General features: G+C 65.3%; 19 protein-coding genes. 11 read left to right on the top strand and 8 right to left on the bottom strand.

What is annotated here, in order from left to right; all coding sequences use genetic code 11:
• Positions 1-104: 104 nt before the first annotated feature.
• Complete coding sequence (locus tag ACRCSW_RS05690) at positions 105-683, bottom strand: TRAP transporter small permease subunit (protein ID WP_438703329.1); 579 nt, start codon at positions 681-683, stop codon at positions 105-107.
• 302 nt (positions 684-985) lie between these two features.
• Entirely contained in the window at positions 986-1,345 is a 360-nt protein-coding gene (locus tag ACRCSW_RS05685) for a winged helix-turn-helix transcriptional regulator (protein ID WP_438703328.1), read from the bottom strand.
• A 123-nt stretch (positions 1,346-1,468) separates the two neighbouring features.
• Between ACRCSW_RS05685 and gstA the strand changes: the two genes are divergently transcribed.
• Genes gstA through ACRCSW_RS05665 form a run of 4 tightly spaced genes read left to right on the top strand, consistent with a single transcriptional unit; the run spans position 1,469 to position 3,113 of the window.
• Complete coding sequence (gene gstA / locus ACRCSW_RS05680; protein WP_438703327.1) at positions 1,469-2,077, top strand: glutathione transferase GstA; 609 nt, start codon at positions 1,469-1,471, stop codon at positions 2,075-2,077.
• Complete coding sequence (locus tag ACRCSW_RS05675) at positions 2,077-2,457, top strand: nuclear transport factor 2 family protein (RefSeq protein WP_438703325.1); 381 nt, start codon at positions 2,077-2,079, stop codon at positions 2,455-2,457. The genes gstA and ACRCSW_RS05675 overlap by 1 nt, the downstream gene beginning before the upstream one ends.
• A gap of 1 nt (position 2,458) precedes the next feature.
• Entirely contained in the window at positions 2,459-2,674 is a 216-nt protein-coding gene (locus tag ACRCSW_RS05670; protein WP_438703324.1) for a tautomerase family protein, read from the top strand.
• Positions 2,667-3,113: a DMT family transporter gene (locus tag ACRCSW_RS05665; protein ID WP_438703322.1), complete on the top strand. Its 447-nt coding sequence runs from the start codon at positions 2,667-2,669 to the stop codon at positions 3,111-3,113. The genes ACRCSW_RS05670 and ACRCSW_RS05665 overlap by 8 nt, the downstream gene beginning before the upstream one ends.
• Before the next feature lie 70 nt (positions 3,114-3,183).
• On the opposite strand, the gene ACRCSW_RS05660 is transcribed toward ACRCSW_RS05665, so the two are convergent.
• From ACRCSW_RS05660 to ACRCSW_RS05650, 3 genes are all read right to left on the bottom strand, one after another.
• Positions 3,184-3,576 (bottom strand): VOC family protein, encoded by a 393-nt coding sequence (locus ACRCSW_RS05660; protein ID WP_438703320.1) that lies wholly within the window; start codon positions 3,574-3,576, stop codon positions 3,184-3,186.
• Positions 3,577-4,404, bottom strand: a complete 828-nt coding sequence (locus ACRCSW_RS05655) for an arginyltransferase (RefSeq protein ID WP_438703318.1) — start codon at positions 4,402-4,404, stop codon at positions 3,577-3,579.
• A 121-nt stretch (positions 4,405-4,525) separates the two neighbouring features.
• Entirely contained in the window at positions 4,526-5,044 is a 519-nt protein-coding gene (locus ACRCSW_RS05650; RefSeq protein WP_438703317.1) for a DUF2852 domain-containing protein, read from the bottom strand.
• Between the two features lie 198 nt (positions 5,045-5,242).
• On the opposite strand from ACRCSW_RS05650, the gene ACRCSW_RS05645 reads away from it, so the two are divergent.
• Together ACRCSW_RS05645 and ACRCSW_RS05640 are read left to right on the top strand one after the other, a co-directional pair.
• Positions 5,243-8,041 (top strand): glutamine-synthetase adenylyltransferase, encoded by a 2,799-nt coding sequence (locus ACRCSW_RS05645; RefSeq protein WP_438703315.1) that lies wholly within the window; start codon positions 5,243-5,245, stop codon positions 8,039-8,041.
• The gene (locus tag ACRCSW_RS05640; protein ID WP_438703314.1) at positions 8,022-8,297 is read left to right on the top strand and encodes a hypothetical protein; all 276 of its coding nucleotides are present in this window, start codon (positions 8,022-8,024) and stop codon (positions 8,295-8,297) included. Before ACRCSW_RS05645 ends, ACRCSW_RS05640 begins: the two co-directional genes overlap by 20 nt.
• 13 nt (positions 8,298-8,310) lie before the next feature.
• Here ACRCSW_RS05640 and eda read toward each other — a convergent pair whose 3' ends face one another.
• Together eda and edd are read right to left on the bottom strand one after the other, a co-directional pair.
• Positions 8,311-8,958: a bifunctional 4-hydroxy-2-oxoglutarate aldolase/2-dehydro-3-deoxy-phosphogluconate aldolase gene (gene eda, locus ACRCSW_RS05635; protein ID WP_438703313.1), complete on the bottom strand. Its 648-nt coding sequence runs from the start codon at positions 8,956-8,958 to the stop codon at positions 8,311-8,313.
• Positions 8,959-9,224: 266 nt separating this feature from the next.
• Positions 9,225-11,030, bottom strand: coding sequence for a phosphogluconate dehydratase (gene edd / locus ACRCSW_RS05630; RefSeq protein ID WP_438703311.1), 1,806 nt, complete (start codon positions 11,028-11,030; stop codon positions 9,225-9,227).
• Positions 11,031-11,156: 126 nt separating this feature from the next.
• Here edd and ACRCSW_RS05625 point away from each other — a divergent pair, with 126 nt between their 5' ends.
• The 5 genes from ACRCSW_RS05625 (at position 11,157) to ACRCSW_RS05605 (ending at position 14,324) form a co-directional block, all read left to right on the top strand.
• On the top strand, positions 11,157-11,423 hold the full coding sequence (locus ACRCSW_RS05625; RefSeq protein ID WP_438703309.1) for a hypothetical protein: 267 nt from the start codon (positions 11,157-11,159) through the stop codon (positions 11,421-11,423).
• Between the two features lie 148 nt (positions 11,424-11,571).
• Positions 11,572-11,937, top strand: a complete 366-nt coding sequence (locus ACRCSW_RS05620) for a hypothetical protein (RefSeq protein WP_438703308.1) — start codon at positions 11,572-11,574, stop codon at positions 11,935-11,937.
• A 162-nt stretch (positions 11,938-12,099) separates the two neighbouring features.
• Positions 12,100-12,495, top strand: coding sequence for a hypothetical protein (locus ACRCSW_RS05615; protein ID WP_438703306.1), 396 nt, complete (start codon positions 12,100-12,102; stop codon positions 12,493-12,495).
• A gap of 72 nt (positions 12,496-12,567) precedes the next feature.
• A complete protein-coding gene (locus tag ACRCSW_RS05610; protein WP_438703331.1) occupies positions 12,568-13,785 on the top strand; it encodes an RSP_2647 family RNA methyltransferase in 1,218 nt (405 codons plus the stop codon).
• Positions 13,782-14,324: an RSP_2648 family PIN domain-containing protein gene (locus tag ACRCSW_RS05605; protein ID WP_438703305.1), complete on the top strand. Its 543-nt coding sequence runs from the start codon at positions 13,782-13,784 to the stop codon at positions 14,322-14,324. Before ACRCSW_RS05610 ends, ACRCSW_RS05605 begins: the two co-directional genes overlap by 4 nt.
• 42 nt (positions 14,325-14,366) lie before the next feature.
• On the opposite strand, the gene ACRCSW_RS05600 is transcribed toward ACRCSW_RS05605, so the two are convergent.
• Positions 14,367-15,034 (bottom strand): M48 family metallopeptidase (locus tag ACRCSW_RS05600; protein WP_438703303.1); only part of this gene is annotated, 668 nt, incomplete at its 5' end.

The raw sequence follows: 15,034 nt of genomic DNA, 5'->3' as shown, positions 1-15,034 counted from the left end.
AAGGCCGTTCGCGGCCAGCGAAAAGGCGACCGGATAACCCAGAAGCAGGAAGCCGATCAGGCTGATGAACATGATCGGGGCAAGGTTGTGGGCGATGAGTTCGATCACTTCTTGATCTCCTGCACCAGTGCTGCGACCTCAAGCTCTGCCGCCTCTTTGGCGCTAAGCGTCGGGTGCGGGTCTTCCATCAACCCGGCGATGACGGCGATCTTCTTGATGATTTCGGAGATTGCCTGCAGCACCAGAAGGCAGAACCCTGCCAGGAGAAAGGCCCGCGCGGGCCATATGATCAGGCCGCTCGAGTTGGACGACACCTCGCCGCTGCTGTAGGCCTGCAGGAAATATGGAACCAGCAGCCAGGTCATCAGGACTACAAAGGGCAAGAGGAAAAAGACATGGCCAAAAAGGTCGATCCAGTGCTGGGTCGTCCGGCTTCGAGAGGCATAGAACACATCGACGCGGACATGTTCGTTCTGCTTCAGCGTGTAGGCGGCCGCCAGCATGAAGGCCGCGCCGAAGAGGTACCACCGCAGCTCAAGCCAGGCGTTGGACGAGATGCTGAACATCTTTAGGATGATGGCGTTGCCCGCGGATACCAGAACCGACAGCAGGATCAGCCACATCACCGCCTTGCCGACAAACTCGGTCACGCGGTCGATACCACGCGACAAATTGAGCAACATCCGACCGATCCAGGAGTTTGGTTCTGTCAGGACGGGCTTCAAGCCGATCAGGGTCAAGACGCTCAATCCGAGTATGCCGATCAATACGAATATGCCGATCGATACGTATACGCTCATTGACTCGGATATGCCGAGAAATGCGGCAAGCCATTGCTGCATCGTCCTGATCCCTCCCTGATGTCCGCCGCTTGAGACTGCGGCTGTTGTGTCAAACTGGCAAACAAGCCTAGCCAATCATCCCGAGCCCAATCTTCAAGTCAACCGGTGGCTGAGAAAAATGGGCGGCACCAAGCATTTTGTGGTCAGGACGCGACCTCTTCTTCAACCCCAACCCGATCCTTCAGCCGGTAGCCCACTGCCACGATTGCCTCGATCACCGGTTTGAACTCTTGTCCAAGCGGCGTGAGCGCGTATTCCACCGACGGCGGAGAAGTGGCCATCACGCTGCGGCTGAGGATGCCGCGCTCTTCCAGTTCGCGCAAGCGTTGTGTCAGCACTTTGGCAGAAACGTAAGGAATGTCCGACCGAAGCTCCGAGAACCGGCGCGGGCCGGACGAGAGATACCAGATGACATTCGGCGTCCAGGCCCCGCCGATAAAGTCCATGCACTGGGACAGCGGGCAAAGCGGGTGCGGCGTGCGGTTCTTGCGGCGCTTCAGCATGTCATGGCCTCCGGGTTGGTTACCGCCGGGATACCTCGGAATAGGCGTTACTGCAGGTTACCCGGTTACTCCAGGTTATCATTCATGCTAGCCCGTGGCCATCTGAAACGCAGGAGAACCGACATGAAACTCTACATCAAGCCCGGCGTCTGCTCGATGGCATCGCATATCGTCCTGACCGAGATCGGCGAGGATTTCACCGTCGAGATGGTGGATACAGTTGCGGGCAAGACGGCATCGGGGGCCGACTATCGGGCGATCAATCCCAAGGGCAAGGTGCCCGCGCTGGAAGTTGACGGCGAGATACTGACCGAAGGGCCGGCGATCCTGCAGTTTCTGGCCGACCGGGCGGCGGACGAAAGGCTGGCCCCGGCGGGTGGCACGATGGCGCGGGCGCGGGTCAACGAGATGCTGAATTTCCTCGGGACCGAACTCCACGTGGCATTCGGCCCGCTCTTCGACCCGTCTGCGACCGATGCCGCGAGAGAGGCTGCCCGTCGGACCGTAGCACTCAAGCTCCACTGGCTGGAAGACGGCCTCTCGGACGGACGCACCCATACGACGGGCGTCGATTTCACCATCGCCGACGCTTATGCCTTCGTCGTCGCGAACTGGGCCAACATGACCGGCATCGCCTTGGACCGCTGGCCGCATCTGTCGGCCTTCATGGCACGGGTCGGGGCGCGGCCTTCGGTGCAGGCGGTGCTGAAGGCCGAGGGGCTGGTCGCGTGATGGCCGAAGCAGCCGATTTTCAGGCCGTCGCCGAAGTGCTGGGCACCTACTTCGACGGCCTTTACCACAGCGACACAGGGCGGCTTGGCAGGGTGTTCCACCCCAAGGCCCAGTACGTTTGCGCCACGGACGGCTCGCTCCTCTACCGCGACATGGCCGAGTATTTCCCGATCGTCGACGCACGGGCCTCTCCGGCCTCACGGGGCGAGGTGCGGCGGGACGAGATTGTTGCCGTCGACTTTGCGGGACCCGTCACTGCCCGCGCCGTGGTGCGCTGCGCAATCGGAGCGCGCCACTTCACCGACTTCCTGACGCTCATCAAGCTCGACGGGCGTTGGCAGGTCATCTCGAAAGTGTTCCACTACGAAGAGGAGGCCTGAGATGCCTTACGTCAACATCAAGATCACCCGCGAAGGGGCGACAGCCGCCCAGAAGGCCGAGCTGATCGCCGGGGTCACCGACTTGCTGGTGAAGGTGCTGAACAAGTCGCCCGCGACGACCTTCGTCGTGATCGACGAGGTGGCGCTGGAGGACTGGGGGGTCGGCGGCCTTCCGGTCGAGGAGTACCGGGCCCGTCAGAGGGCGGCCGATGGGTGACGGTCTGCGCCACGCAGCCCTGATGCTCGCGGCGGGGGTCGGGATTCCGCTTCTCGCCGCGCTGAACGCCAATCTGGGGCAAAGGATCGGCTCGCCCGTTGCGGCCGGGGTGGTACTGTTCGCCGTGGCTTTCGCGACGGCGTTGGTCGTGTTGCTGGCGACAGGAGGGCAGGGGGCGCTTGCCCGCGTGCCGGGGCAGCCGCCGGTCCTGTTTCTGGCGGGGTGCCTGGTCGCCTTCTACATCCTCTCGATCACCTTCGTCGCCCCGCGTTTTGGCCTTGCAAACGCGATCCTCTTCGTACTCCTCGGCCAGCTCGTCTCGGCCGCGATCATCGATGCGACAGGTCTGATGGGGCTGGCCGCGCGGCCCGTCAGCGCGCTTAGGATGCTGGGCCTGGGATTGATGGCGCTTGGGGTCGTGCTCAGCCAGCGGGGGTGAAGCGGGTTGCGAGCCAATCCTTAACGCGGCCCTAACGCATATGTAAGCTATTGATATCTAATATTCCGACTCATTGTCCCACCGTGGGACAGATCAAGTCCCAGCGGTTCCCGAACGGATCGCACCAGACCGCAACCGTGCCATAGGGCTCATGCCGGGGGGCTTCCTCGAAGGTCACCCCCGCAGCCAGCATCGCCGCGTGATCGCGGGCGAAGTCGTCGGTCTCAAGGAACAGGAACACCCGACCCCCAGCCTGATTTCCAATGGCAAGGGCCTGCTCGGGCGTATCAGCCCGCGCCAGAACCAGACGCGTACCACCCCCCGGCGGCTCGACCGTGACCCAGCGCTTGCGCCCCTGGTCGATGTCTTCGGTCAGCCGGAAACCGAGCTTACCAACATAGAACCCAATCGCCTCGTCGTAGTCCGGCACGACAAGGGCCAGGGCCGAGATGCGGGCGGGCATTCAGACGCGGGTGTCAGGCAGGCTGATCCGGGCAACCTGCTCGGCGATCGGATCGACCGAGAGCGGATGCAGGTCCGCCCCATGCCGCGCCGGATCGCCAACCGGCTGCCATTCACCGCCCTTGTAGATCTCCAGCGCCGAGAAGCCGGCCTTGTAGCCCATCTTGCGGCTGCCGGGCACCCAGTAGCCCAGGTAGACATAAGGCAGCCCCGCCTCACGCGCGATGGCGACATGGTCAAGGATCACATAGGTCCCAAGGCTCATGTCGGTCAGATCAGGGTCGTAGAAGCTGTAGACCATCGACAGCCCGTCATCGAAGACATCGGTCAGGCAGACCCCGGCCAATGCGCGGCCCCGTTCGCCTTCGCCCGGCGGGCGGGTGTATTCGATGACGCGGGACTTGATCGGCGTCTCTTCGATCATCGCGGCGAATTCGAAGATATCCATGTCGGCCATCCCACCATCGGCGTGGCGGTGGTCGAGGTAGCGTCGGAACAGCGAGAACTGGTCTTCGGTGGCCCAGGGGCTGGTCGCGTTCCGGCGAAGCCCCGCGCCGCGCTTCAGGATGCGCTTCTGGGTGCGTGAGGGCGTGAAGTCGGCAACCCGGATGCGGGCGGAAAGGCAGGCCGAGCATTCGGCACAGGACGGGCGGTAAAGCACGTTCTGGCTGCGACGGAAGCCCTGCTTCGACAATGTGTCGTTCAGCTTTTGGGCATGCTCCCCCTGAAGTGCCGTGAACAGCTTCCGTTCCATCCGCCCCGGCAGGTAGGGGCAGGGTTGCGGCGCCGTCACGTAGAATTGGGGCGTCAGGGGAAGAGAGTGGCGCATCGGGCTCGGGTCAGGATCGGAACATCGAAGAGCCTAACAAGCCAAATGCCGTCCGCCAAGCGTCGAGTTTATCGAACGGCAATGCCCCACCCCGCCTGTTGCGCGGGATGGGGCGAGGGTCTTAGTACTCACCGGGCCGGGCGCCCGGCTCGGGCTTTGCCGGAGGCTCGGTCCCGGCTGTATCCGCCTCGGCATCGGCGACGGCGGTAGCGCGGGCGCGCTCTTCCATGAAGGAGTCGAATTCGGTCTTGTCCTTCGAGGTGCGCAGGCGCTGCAGGAAAGCCTCGAACGCCTCCTGCTCTTCCTCAAGCCGACGCAGGGCTTCGGCCTTGTAGTTGTCGAAGGCATAGTTGCCGGTCTCGGAGGCAGAGCGCTGGCTGTGCTTGCCGCCGCGGTAGCTGTAACGGTAGCTGTAGCGATAGTCGTCGTGATTGCGGTGTTTGCCGCAGGAATGTCCAAACATCTGTTTTCCCCAGATCATATAGGCCAGAAGGGCAAGGCCCACGGGCCAAAAGATGACGAAGCCAAGGACCATTGCGGTGATCCAGGCCCATTTGCCGCGCTGGTCCAGCCAGGCCTCTGCGCGGTGGAACATGGCACGGATCCCGCCAGGCCGGGCGGTGTCGGTGGTCGTGTACATCGGCGGTCTCCAGGTTCAGGATGTGAAGCGTATTCACATTGGTCAAGATGCGGTGTCTTGGGGCAAGGTTCAAGTGGTATGTAAACATATTTCACATAAGACGTCGACAAGGTTCCTCCCGTTGGGCAATCGACCGCCTGCCGCGCTGCACCGGATGGCCAGTTGACGGGGCAAACCCATCGCCGCAAGGTCGGGGCCATGAGCCTTGCCGCCCGTCTGACCCGACAGCCCACAGCCTTCGACCCCGCTGCCGCCGCGGATGCCCGCGCAACACTGCCCGACCTTGGCCCGGAGGTCATGGGGCTCTTGTCTGCCACAGCCGGGTGCAGCCCCTACCTGCGCGGGCTGATGCAGCGCGAGGCAGACTGGCTGCCGGAAGCAGTGGCCGACCCTGAAGCCGCGCTGGCGACGGTTCTTGCGGCGCCCATCGATCTTCCCCCCGATGCCGTGGCTATTGCACTGCGCCAGGCGAAGCGCCGGGTGGCGCTCTTGGCGGCGCTCTGCGATCTGGGCGGGGTCTGGCCGCTGGAGACGGTGACCGGGGCGCTGACCAGGCTGGCCGACCGGGCGGTGCATCTGGCGGTGACCACGCTTGTGGCCGAGGACATCCGGCGCGGACGCCTGCCTGGGGCCAACCCGGACGACGCCTCAACGGCAGGTGGCATGGTCGTGCTGGCGATGGGCAAGATGGGGGCGGGAGAGCTCAACTATTCCTCCGACATCGACCTGATCTGCCTTTTCGATGAAACGCGCTATCCGGGGGTCGAGCAGGAGGCCCGGCAGGTCTTCATCAAGATCACGAGGCGGATGACGGCGATCCTTTCGGATGTGACGGACGGCTACGTCTTCCGCTCCGACCTGCGGCTTCGCCCCGATGCGTCGGTCACGCCTGTCTGCCTGTCGATGGCGGCGGCCGAGGCCTATTACGAAGCAGAGGGCCGCACCTGGGAACGCGCCGCCTATATCAAGGCACGGCCCTGCGGCGGCGACATCGCGGCTGGGGAGCGGTTCCTGAAGACGCTGATCCCCTTTGTCTGGCGCAAGCACCTGGACTTTGCGGCGATCCAGGACGCGCACGACATGCGGCTTCGCATCCGTGACCACCGGGGGCTGCACGGGCCGATCGCAGTGGAAGGGCACAACCTGAAACTTGGCGCCGGGGGCATCCGTGAGATCGAGTTCTTCACCCAGACCCGCCAGCTGATCGCGGGCGGCCGCGATGCCTCTCTGCGCGAACGGACGACGGTCGGGGGTCTGGCCGCGCTGGCCGCGAAAGGATGGGTGCCGGACGAGGTGGCGTCGGAACTGACGGCCCATTACCGGGCGCACCGCGAGGTCGAGCACCGGCTGCAAATGGTGAACGACGCCCAGACCCATTCCCTGCCCGCAACCCCCGAAGGCATCGCCCGGATCGCTGCATTCTGCGGGCAAAGCGAGGCCGATTTCCGCCGCGACCTTCTGGAACGGCTCAACCGCACCGACCGGCTGACGGAAGGCTTCTTCGCGCCGGGCCAGGCGGAAGATGGGCCGGAACTCTCCAGCGCGGCCCGTGCAATCACCAGGGACTGGGAAAGCTATCCGGCTCTTCGGTCGGACCGGGCGCAAGCGATATTCCGGCGGCTTCGGCCCCGAATGCTGCGGGAACTCGCGCGCGCTGCCAACCCGGACGAGGCGCTGGTAGCGCTGGACGGGTTTCTGCAGGGACTTCCGGCCGGGGTGCAGATCTTTTCGCTTTTCGAGGCGAACCCCTCGCTGGTCGAACTGATCGTCGACATCGCGGGTTCGGCCCCCGGCCTCGCGCGCTACCTTTCACGAAATGCTGGTGTTCTGGACGGAGTGATCGGCGGCAGTTTCTGGGGGGCCTGGCCGGGCGCCAAAGCGCTGCGCGGCGAGCTTGCGGCCCGGCTGGCACAGGCCCCGGACTATGAGGCCCGGCTGGATGCCGCCCGCCGATGGATGAAGGAGTGGCACTTCCGGATAGGCGTCCACCACCTGCGCGGCCTGATCGACGGGTTTGAGGCCGGGACGCAGTATGCCGATCTGGCCGAGGCGGTCGTTTCGGTGATCTGGGACGAGGTTGCAGTGGACTTTGCCCGGAAGCACGGGCCGATGCCCGGCCGGGGGGCGGTTCTGCTTGGCATGGGGTCGCTGGGTGCTGCGCGGCTTAATGCGGGGTCCGACCTAGACCTCATCGTGATCTACGATGCTGAAGGGGTCGAGATGTCCGACGGTCCGCGCCCTTTGGCGACCCGGCCCTATTACGCCCGCCTGACGCAGGCCCTTGTCACCGCGCTGACTGCGCAGATGCCGGAGGGGCGGCTTTACGAGGTCGACATGCGGCTCCGGCCCTCTGGTCGGCAGGGGCCGGTGGCGACGAGCTTGCAGAGCTTCACCACCTATCAGGAGACCGAGGCCTGGACCTGGGAACACCTCGCGCTGACGCGGGCCCGGGTGCTGGCTGGCGATGCCTCGCTTGGCGGCGAGGTGGAAGCCTTCCGGCGGGCGCTTCTTGTGGCGAAAGGGCAGGGGGCGAAGGTGCGCGGCGATGTGGCCGAGATGCGGATGCGGCTCCAGGCAGCCAAGCCCGCCGAGGGGCTTTGGGATGCGAAGAACGGGCCGGGGCGCATGATGGACATCGAGCTTGCGGCGCAGGCCTTGGCGCTTATGTCCGGAAGCCCCGCGCGCGGGGTCGAGCATCAGATTGCGGCGGGCGCAGGCCGTCTTCTGCCGGATTCAGACGCGCAGGCCATGACCGGTGCCTACAGGCTGATGTGGCAAGTGCAGGCGGCAACGCGGCTTCTGGGCGACCGGGCGATGGATTGGGACAACTTGGGTGAAGGCGGGCGGGCGTTCGTTCTGCGCGAGACGGCGGCTTCGGACGGGCCGGGCCTCGCCGGGGCGTTGTCGGACGCCGCCGCGGCTGCCGGGGCCGCGGTTACGCGTTTGGTCGGAGAGGGCAGACATGGGGAGACGGGCGATGGACCTCGGCGAGGCTGACCCAAAGGGCCTGGTGCGCGAAAGCTACCGGATCGACGGGATTACCCCGGGCGAATGCCGGTCGATTTTCATGGATTGGGCGCTGTCTGTCCCGGTCGAGCTGTCCGTCCCGGATGCGGTGCGGACCCTCATTGCGCGCTACGGCGCGGATGCGCCGGACCATCCGATGACTGCGGTGCTGCACGAGGCGCTGACCGCCCCCGAGCATCCCCGCCGCCGGGGTGGCAGGGCCGCGCGCGTGGGGCTTGACGGCTGACCGTTGGCTTCTGTCAGGCAGAGCGGGCAAGCGCAGCTGCCTCCGCCGCAAGTAGGGTGATCCCGGCCCAGTCGCCCTTCGTCATCGCATCTTTCGGCGCAACCCAGCTGCCGCCGACGCAGAGGATGTTCTTGAGCGCCAGATAATCCGGCGCGATCTTCAGGCTGATCCCGCCGGTCGGACAGAACTTGACCTGCGGAATGGGCGAGCCGATCGACCTGAGGAAACCCGCGCCCCCCGCCTGTTCGGCCGGGACGAACTTCTGAACCGCATAGCCCTTCTCCAAAAGCGCCATGATTTCGGATGCCGTGGCCGCACCGGGGAGGAGGGGCAGACCCTCGTCCTCGCAAGCGGCGATCAGCCGGTCGGTAGCGCCGGGCGAAACCCCGAAGGTCGCGCCCGCCTGCTTCGCGGCCTTTACATCAGCGGGCGTGAGCAGCGTCCCCGCACCGACAACGCCCCCTGGCACCTCCGACATCACCCGGATCGCATCCAGCGCGACCGGGGTTCTAAGCGTCACCTCCAGCGCCGGAAGCCCACCCGCAACCAGCGCCTCGGCCAAGGGTCTCGCATGGGCGAGGTCATCGATCACCAGGACCGGGACGACCGGGGCAAGGCGGCAGATTTCGGCGGCTTTAGCGGATTGCTGGGCGGGGGTCATGACAGGCTCCTTGATGCCCCGACGTCGGGGAAGCGGTCAGTGCGGAAGCCTCCGGCGGGGATATTTGCCGCAAAGATGAAAGGCGGGTAGCTGCAGGTTGGCGCCCCCGCCTCGAGCCGGCGGACCGGGGGAGACGGGGGGCCTTTCACCTTTGGCGGTCATCGGCGTCCCCGCCTGTACCGCACATCGAACCTACCCTGCGATTCCTTTCATCTTTGCTAAAATATCCCCGCCGGAGGCAGCGACGTTCAGGCCGGGCGCGCCGGTCAAAGGACGAGCGCGCCGCCGGTGTCGGCGGAGCCCACGCCCCGGCGGAAGGCGGCGAAAAGCTCGCGCCCGATACCGTGTTCGTTGGCCGAGAGGTCGGCAGTGACCGGCGTGCGGGACTCGAAATCGGGAACCAGCGCGGTCAGCGTGCCTGCGACCGCATCCAGCCGGACGATATCGCCGTCGCGGAGGCGCGCGAGCGGACCGCCAGCGGCAGCTTCGGGGGCGACGTGGATTGCGGCGGGGACCTTGCCCGAGGCGCCGGACATCCGGCCATCGGTCACCAGCGCCACCCGAAGGCCGCGGTCCTGCAGCACCGACAGGGTAGGGGTCAGCGAATGCAACTCCGGCATCCCGTTCGCCTTCGGCCCCTGGAAGCGGACGACGACCACCGTGTCCGTTGTGAACTCGCCCGCCTTGAAGGCGGCCTTCACCGCGTCCTGGCTGTGGAAGATGCGCGTGGGGGCCTCGATCACGTGGCGCTCCGGGGCGACGGCGGATACCTTGATCACGCCCTTCCCAAGGTTGCCTGTCAGAAGCTTCAGCCCCCCGCTTACGGCAAAGGCATCACCAGCGGCGCGGACGACCTTGTCGTTGAGGCTCGCCTTCGGTCCGTCGCGCCAGTTCAGGCGGCCGTCCGTCAGCACCGGTTCCTGCCGGTAGGCTGCCAGGCCATCACCCGCCACGGTCTTTGCGTCGGGATGGAGAAGGCCTGCGTCGAGAAGCTGGCTGATCAGGAACTGGAGGCCCCCGGCGGCGTGGAAGTGGTTCACGTCGGCCAGCCCGTTCGGATAGACCTTGGCCATCAGGGGCACGGCCTCGGAGAGGTCGGCGAAATCCTGCAGATCGAGGAGCACCCCGGACGCCCGTGCCATGGCGGGCAGGTGGAGGACAAGGTTCGTCGACCCGCCCGTCGCCATCAGCCCGACGATCCCGTTCACATACGCTCGTTCGTCCAGGATCTCGCCTGCCGGGCGGAAATCGTTCCCCAAAGCGGTGATCGCGGCTGCGCGTTCCACCGCCGCCACCGTCAGCGCATCGCGCAAGGGAGTACCGGGGTTCACGAAACTCGCGCCTGGAAGGTGAAGCCCCATCACCTCCATCAGCATCTGGTTGGTGTTTGCCGTGCCGTAGAAGGTGCAGGTGCCGGGGCCGTGGTAGCTGGCCATTTCGGCCGCCATCAGGTCTTCGCGGGTCGCGCGGCCCTCGGCATAGGCATTGCGGACCTTGGACTTCTGGTCATTGGGAAGGCCGCTGGTCATCGGTCCGGCCGGTACAAAGACCGCCGGGACATGGCCGAAGGCCGCCGCCGCCATGATCAGGCCCGGCACGATCTTGTCGCAGACGCCAAGGTAAAGCGCCGCGTCAAAGCAGTTGTGGCTCATCGCCACGCCCGCAGCCAGGGCGATCACGTCGCGGGAGAAAAGCGACAGCTCCATCCCCGGCTGGCCCTGGGTCACTCCGTCACACATCGCCGGGACCCCGCCCGCGACCTGGACCGTAACCCCCGCCTTCGCCGCTGCCGCGCGGATCAGGTCGGGATAGCGCTCGAAGGGCTGGTGGGCCGAAAGCATGTCGTTATAGGCCGTGATGATCCCGAGGTTCGGGACCTTCGCCGCCGCCAGAGCATCCTTGTCGGCCCCCATCGCCGCATAGGCATGGGCCTGGTTGCCGCAGGAAAGGTGCGCCCTGACCGGGCCGTCCGATACGGCTTTCGCCATCCGGTCAAGGTAGATGCCGCGCGTCGTTTCAGACCTTTCGCGGATGCGGTCGGTGACACGGGCGATGGTCGGGTGAAGCGACATGGCGTCCTCTAGGTGTCCGTTTGGTGGGGGATATAGCACCGGCTGTTAGCGCTAACAACATCCTACTTCAGCAGCATTGATCCCGCTTTGTTGCCAATGGCCGATCCGGCACACGCAAGCACAGCAATGCTGAACAATACTGCTCCACTAAGGACGCAGTTTCCGCATGTCCCAGCTAAAATGCAAACCCAGAAACGTGAAATCCAGGATCATCTGCACCTCATAGCCGGAGAACTTGAAATGAAGAAGATCACGATCCTGGTTCCCGCTGCCATCGCGGGCGTTCTCTTTTCGGCAATGGTCCTTGCCGCACCGGTATCGCCGAAGGCTGACGGCTCTGCCCCCGGCGTGCCCAACCGCGCTGAAGCCTGTATGCTTGCAACGTCGAGCTGACCATAAAGGCAGGTCGGCGCGCCATCGCAAGGACGTCGGCCCGCCACTGCGGTCGTAGGGAAAGCCTGACCTGGCCGCACCACAACCGCAGTTGTGCCAAAGCGCCGGATAGAGGAGACTGCCAGTACCTCTTATCCGGAGACCGATAATGCGCCTTGCCGCTTTTGCCCTTATTGCCTGCCTTCCCGTCTCTGCCATGGCCCAGGATACAGCTGCCGCTGCCGAAAGCAGCATGTCCGATTTTCCCATTGCCGGGATCATGTTCAACACCTCGATCAGCATCAACGCGCCTCTGACGGCAACCGACCGTGCGGGAAAAGCTGCCGAGGAGGAGGCCTATCGCAAAGACCTGTACCAGCGCTCGGTCGGCGAATGCGTCACGCTGATGGATACGATCGCCACCAAGTGTGAGGTGACCTCGGTCAACGTCTCGACCCAGATCAACAGCAACCCCGGCCAGCCCGACTATCTTTACGCGACGTCCAACATAACCATGCAAGTCGAGCTGAAGTGAGCTGAGTTTCCGGGCCTTGGGGGCGGTCAAGCCGCCCCTGACGTCCAGAATGATCAAGGACCAGCGCCGGACAACATCTGCGTTGGACTGAACTGCCGAAGCGTCATAGAACTTGCCTGCATTACGACACTGCCCGACCACCCCTTATCCCGGAGAGATCGCATGCGCCTAGCTGTTTTGCTGATTTCCGCCTGCCTTCCCGGCGCCGCCATTGCGCAGGAAGCCACAACCCTTGCCATTAACAAATCGATTGCCCAGGCCGCGATCCCGGCCCCTTCAGTCGATGTCACGACCACCGTCGATGTCAGTCTCCCGTTGTCAGCCGACAACCCGCTCGGGCTGAACGACGAAGGCGATGCCATCCGGCGTCATGTCGCGCTCCGCGCGGCTGATGCCTGTTCGCCTTTGCTTGCCTCGTCCGCAAAGAGCTGCACGATCACCTCGATCAGCGTCTCAAGCGTTGTCTACGGCGATATGCAGGGCATGGGCTGCGGCGGCTCGTCGGCAAACACCGTCTATGCCTCGGCAACCGTGACGATGCGGATCGAGCCGCAGTAACGGTCGACCTTCCGGGCGGGCACGAAAGCGGCTATTGAGCGGCATTTCCCGCATGGCCCGGAAGGTTGCATGATGACTGAGACAGAGATCATGGCAGGGGCGCACCCGATCGTGCGCCTGAAGCCCAAGGCCGAGGCGCGGGCGATCCGCCATGGTTTCCCATGGGTCTATGCCGACGAACTGGTGACGGACCGGCGCACTCAAGGACTGGCACCGGGCGCGCTTGCGGTGCTGGAAGATGGTGAGCGGCGGCCCCTGGGCCTCGTCACGGTAAACGTCAAGTCAAAGATCATTGCCCGGATGCTCGACCGCGACCCGGCGGCCATGATCGATCAGGACTGGTTCGCCGCGCGGATCGAACGGGCGCTTGCGCATCGGTCCCGGCTTTACGACCGCCCCTTCTACCGCCTGGTCCATGCCGAGGCCGATGGACTACCCGGCGTGGTGATCGACCGCTTCGGCGATGTCGCCGTTGTTCAGCCGAATGCCGCCTGGGCCGAGGCGCTGCTTCGGCCGCTGGTTGACGCGCTGGTCAGGGTGACCGGGGTCGCTACGGTGATCAAGAACGGCTCGGGCCGGGCGCGCGGGCTGGAAGGGCTGACCGAGGAGGTTGGGGTGATCCATGGTCCTCAGCCTGCAGGCCCGGTGCCCGTGCCGATGAACGGAGCCACCTACATGGCCGATCTCATCGGTGGCCAGAAGACCGGGCTTTTCTTCGACCAGCGCGACAACCATGCCTTTGCGGCCCGGCTGGCCAAGGGCGCAAAGGTCCTGGATGTCTTCTCACACGTCGGCGGTTTCGCCCTTGCGGCTTTGGCGGGCGGGGCGGAAAGCGCGCTGGCCGTCGATGCCTCGGCGGCCGCACTTCCGTTGGCGGGGCAGGGGGCAGCCGCCTCGGGCTTTGGCGAACGGTTCACGACCCGGCAGGGCGATGCGTTTGAAGTGCTGGAGGCGCTGGGGGCCGAAGGTGCGCGCTTTGGCCTCGTGATCTGCGACCCGCCCGCCTTTGCGCCCGCCAAGCCTGCCCTGGAAGCAGGCCTCCGGGCCTATGAGCGGGTGGCCCGCCTTGCGGCACCACTGGTCGGGCCCGGCGGTTATCTCGTCCTTTGCTCCTGCTCGCACGCCGTCGATCTGCAGGCCTTCCGCAACGCCTCGGCCCGCGGGGTCGGGCGGGCAGGGCGGCGCGGGCAGATCATCCATACGGGCTTTGCCGGCCCGGACCACCCGGTGCTGCCACAACTGGCCGAAAGCTCGTACCTCAAGGCGCTGACGTTCCGGCTGGACGGATGAAGGCCGTCCTCGATGCCTGCGTCCTTTACCCAACCGTGCTGCGCGAGATCCTGCAAGGCGCCGCAGAGGCGGGTCTCTACCAGCCCGTCTTTTCGGAACGGATCCTGCGGGAATGGGTGCTGGCGACAGCAAAGCTTGGAGCCGAAGCTCCGGCGATCGCCGAGGGCGAAGCGGCCAGCCTGCGCGCGGCCTTCCCAAGGGCGCTCACCCGCGAGCATCCCGAAATCGAGGCCCGGCTGATCCTGCCCGACCCCGCCGACAAGCACGTCCTCGCCACCGCCATCGCCAGCGGAGCCGATGCCATTGTCACCTTCAACGCCCAGGATTTCCCCGGCCATGTGCTCGCCGCCGAAGGCATCCAACGCCGAGATCCCGACGGGTTCCTGTGGGAGCTGCAGTCCCACCATCCCGATACCATGGCCCGGATCGTCGAAGCCGTCCGGGCGAAGGCCGAGGCGCTTTCAGGCCAGCCTGTGCCCCTCAAATCCCTCATGAAACGCGCGCGGCTTTACCGGCTGGCGAAAGCGCTGGGGGTCTAGCGCGCCAAATTCCTTAAGTAAGGAATTTGCCAAATTTCTTACTTAAGAAATTTGTTTCTGCCCCAGCCAACGCGCCTCGTTCGCCTCGATCGCCGCGATCCGCTCCTCGACCTTCGGGTGGCTCAGAAGCCAGGCCGGAATGCCCTCCGCCCGGTTCGCCGTCAGCGCCTCCAGTTTGCGGAACAGCGCTTTCTGCGGCCCGGTCCCCAGCCCTGCCTTGATCAGCAGCGCCGAGGCATAGGCATCCGCCTCAAACTCGTCCCGGCGAGACAGCCGCGCCATAAGGGCTGTCGAGATGATATTGGCGAGCCAGATGCCGATAAATGGCAGGAACCGGTTCAGCAGTGTCGACAGCACGACGAAAACCGCGTTCTGGCCGGTGAAATCGATCATCCGCCGCCGCATATGGCCAAGCGCCACGTGGCCAAGCTCATGCGCGATGACGCTCGCTAGCTCCTCCGCCGAAACCTCGCCGCGCGCCTTCCGGTTCAGGAACCCGCGCGTCAGGAAAATCCGCCCGTCGGCTGCGGCAAGCCCATTCACCGGCTCAACCTCGAAGACGCGCACCTGGATCTCCGGCACCTCCATCGCCGCCGCCATGCGATCCGCAAGCCGGGTGATCGAGGGGTCGGTCAGCGGCACCGACTTCTCGTCTAGAAGCTTCTTCGTGCGCCACATCGAGAAGCGCAGCATCAGGAAGGCGTATGCCA

The organism is Tabrizicola sp. (assembly GCF_051645465.1).
Classification (GTDB): Bacteria; Pseudomonadota; Alphaproteobacteria; order Rhodobacterales; family Rhodobacteraceae; genus Tabrizicola.
The sequence above is the reverse complement of the archived record's forward strand: the minus strand, read 5'-3'. Positions and strand labels throughout refer to the sequence as shown.

What these genes read in the sequence shown, in the direction of transcription:
- ACRCSW_RS05660 (WP_438703320.1), bottom strand. Translation starts at nt 3,576, where the DNA reads ATGCCCGCCCGCATCTCGGCCCTGGCCCTTGTCGTGCCGGACTACGAC.
- eda (WP_438703313.1), bottom strand. Translation starts at nt 8,958, where the DNA reads ATGACCCCCGCCCAGCAATCCGCTAAAGCCGCCGAAATCTGCCGCCTT.
- gstA (WP_438703327.1), top strand. Translation starts at nt 1,469, where the DNA reads ATGAAACTCTACATCAAGCCCGGCGTCTGCTCGATGGCATCGCATATC.
- ACRCSW_RS05640 (WP_438703314.1), top strand. Translation starts at nt 8,022, where the DNA reads ATGGACCTCGGCGAGGCTGACCCAAAGGGCCTGGTGCGCGAAAGCTAC.
- ACRCSW_RS05625 (WP_438703309.1), top strand. Translation starts at nt 11,157, where the DNA reads ATGCTGAACAATACTGCTCCACTAAGGACGCAGTTTCCGCATGTCCCA.
- ACRCSW_RS05620 (WP_438703308.1), top strand. Translation starts at nt 11,572, where the DNA reads ATGCGCCTTGCCGCTTTTGCCCTTATTGCCTGCCTTCCCGTCTCTGCC.
- ACRCSW_RS05685 (WP_438703328.1), bottom strand. Translation starts at nt 1,345, where the DNA reads ATGCTGAAGCGCCGCAAGAACCGCACGCCGCACCCGCTTTGCCCGCTG.
- ACRCSW_RS05670 (WP_438703324.1), top strand. Translation starts at nt 2,459, where the DNA reads ATGCCTTACGTCAACATCAAGATCACCCGCGAAGGGGCGACAGCCGCC.
- ACRCSW_RS05655 (WP_438703318.1), bottom strand. Translation starts at nt 4,404, where the DNA reads ATGCGCCACTCTCTTCCCCTGACGCCCCAATTCTACGTGACGGCGCCG.
- ACRCSW_RS05615 (WP_438703306.1), top strand. Translation starts at nt 12,100, where the DNA reads ATGCGCCTAGCTGTTTTGCTGATTTCCGCCTGCCTTCCCGGCGCCGCC.
- ACRCSW_RS05645 (WP_438703315.1), top strand. Translation starts at nt 5,243, where the DNA reads ATGAGCCTTGCCGCCCGTCTGACCCGACAGCCCACAGCCTTCGACCCC.
- ACRCSW_RS05675 (WP_438703325.1), top strand. Translation starts at nt 2,077, where the DNA reads ATGGCCGAAGCAGCCGATTTTCAGGCCGTCGCCGAAGTGCTGGGCACC.
- edd (WP_438703311.1), bottom strand. Translation starts at nt 11,030, where the DNA reads ATGTCGCTTCACCCGACCATCGCCCGTGTCACCGACCGCATCCGCGAA.
- ACRCSW_RS05610 (WP_438703331.1), top strand. Translation starts at nt 12,568, where the DNA reads ATGACTGAGACAGAGATCATGGCAGGGGCGCACCCGATCGTGCGCCTG.
- ACRCSW_RS05665 (WP_438703322.1), top strand. Translation starts at nt 2,667, where the DNA reads ATGGGTGACGGTCTGCGCCACGCAGCCCTGATGCTCGCGGCGGGGGTC.
- ACRCSW_RS05605 (WP_438703305.1), top strand. Translation starts at nt 13,782, where the DNA reads ATGAAGGCCGTCCTCGATGCCTGCGTCCTTTACCCAACCGTGCTGCGC.
- ACRCSW_RS05690 (WP_438703329.1), bottom strand. Translation starts at nt 683, where the DNA reads ATGTTGCTCAATTTGTCGCGTGGTATCGACCGCGTGACCGAGTTTGTC.
- ACRCSW_RS05650 (WP_438703317.1), bottom strand. Translation starts at nt 5,044, where the DNA reads ATGTACACGACCACCGACACCGCCCGGCCTGGCGGGATCCGTGCCATG.